Below are 1,453 nucleotides of genomic sequence, written 5' to 3'. Positions count from 1 at the left end.
CAGGGCGGCAGCGCCGCGACCGCGCCCTCGCGGAGCATCGCGTAGGCGGGCTTGTCGGTCCACCCCACGGGCGGCTCGTTCAGCAGGAAGTGCCGGGCGTCGAGCGCGGCCGGGGAGGCCTCGAGCTCGGGCCGGTACTCCTCGAGGGCCGCGTCGAGCTCGGCGACGGTCATCGGGACGCCCTTGGCTCCCAGCATGATCCCGGTGCGCGACGCCTGTCGCACGTACTCGTCCCGTCGCTCCGCCGACATCGCGGTGCGCCCGTACAGGCGGTGGCACTCGAGGAAGCTCCAGATCTCGGCGACGTGGACCCACCGCAACAGGTGCGGGTCGCGGGCGTCGTAGGGTCGGCCGCGATAGTCGGTCCCCACCACCGCCCGGTGCATCCCGTTGATAGTCCGGATGAGCTGCGTGGCGTCCGGGACCGTCCCGAAGGTGGTCGTGGCGATGAACTGCGAGGTGCGTTGGAGTCTGCCCCAGGGGTCGCCGCGGTAGTCGCTGTGGTCGGCCACCCCGGCCATGGCCAGCGGGTGCAGCGACTGGAGTAACAGAGCGGTCAGCCCGGCGGCGAACATCGAGGCGTCGCCGTGCACCGAGTAGATCGCGTCCCCGGGTGAGTTCCACCGTTCGCCCTCGGAGTGCCAGATCCGTTGCCGCCGTTCGGCGGCGTCGTCACCGGCGATCCGCGAGCGCACCATGAGGCCGGCGCGGCGACGGGCACCGGTCAGGGCTCGGGACGCGGTCGTCGTCATCACCGGCATGTCGGACACCACCTCGGGGGTCGCTCGTGACCGTCACCCTACCCCCGGCCCACGACCGTCGTGTCGCCCCGCAGCGCTCACCCGGCGCGCGCCGACCGGCGGAGCACCGCCGTGAGAGCCACCACGACCACGAGTGCGCAGGCGCCCATCACGGCGAGCATGGGCAGGGCGGAGTGCGGGCCGGAGAACCCTGTGAGCGGCGCGACGAGCGCCGCCAGGCTGAACTGCGCAGCGCCGAGCAGCGCGGATCCGGACCCCGAGTGCCCCCGGGTCGCCTGCATGGACAGGGCTGCCGCGTTGGGCAGGATCGCCCCGATCGACAGGGTCAGCAGGATGAAGCCCACGGTGACCGGTCCCAGCCCCAGGGTGCCGGCGGGGGACAGGGCGACGACGACGACGAGCACCGCGATCGCCGTGAGCATGCCGACCACCCCGGTGGCGAGGATCCTCTCTGGTGCGAACCTGCCGACCAGGCGTGCCCCGGCCAGGTTCGAGGCGAGGATGCCGAGGGCGTTGACGGTGAACGCCACCGAGTACGCGGTGGGGGAGAGGCCGACCATGTCCTGGTAGATGAACGGGCTCGCGGAGATGTACGCGAAGAGCACACCGAACGTGAACACGAACACCGACACCCGGGCCACGAACGGCCCGGAGGTGGCCACGAAACGCATGTCGCCCAGGGTGGACATGAC

The 1,453-nt window shown here is 71.9% G+C and carries 1 protein-coding gene and 1 pseudogene; both read right to left on the bottom strand.

What is annotated here, in order from left to right:
- Positions 1-761 (bottom strand): oxygenase MpaB family protein (locus G6020_RS12980; protein ID WP_182610903.1); only part of this gene is annotated, 761 nt, incomplete at its 3' end.
- A gap of 77 nt (positions 762-838) precedes the next feature.
- A pseudogene (locus G6020_RS12975) lies at positions 839-1,453 on the bottom strand (multidrug transporter); the annotation flags it as partial.

The sequence above is a fragment of the Dietzia sp. B19 genome (assembly GCF_014145155.1).
Classification (GTDB): Bacteria; Actinomycetota; Actinomycetes; order Mycobacteriales; family Mycobacteriaceae; genus Dietzia; species Dietzia natronolimnaea.
Note: the sequence above shows the minus strand (reverse complement) of the source record. Positions and strands in the feature narration are given on the sequence as shown.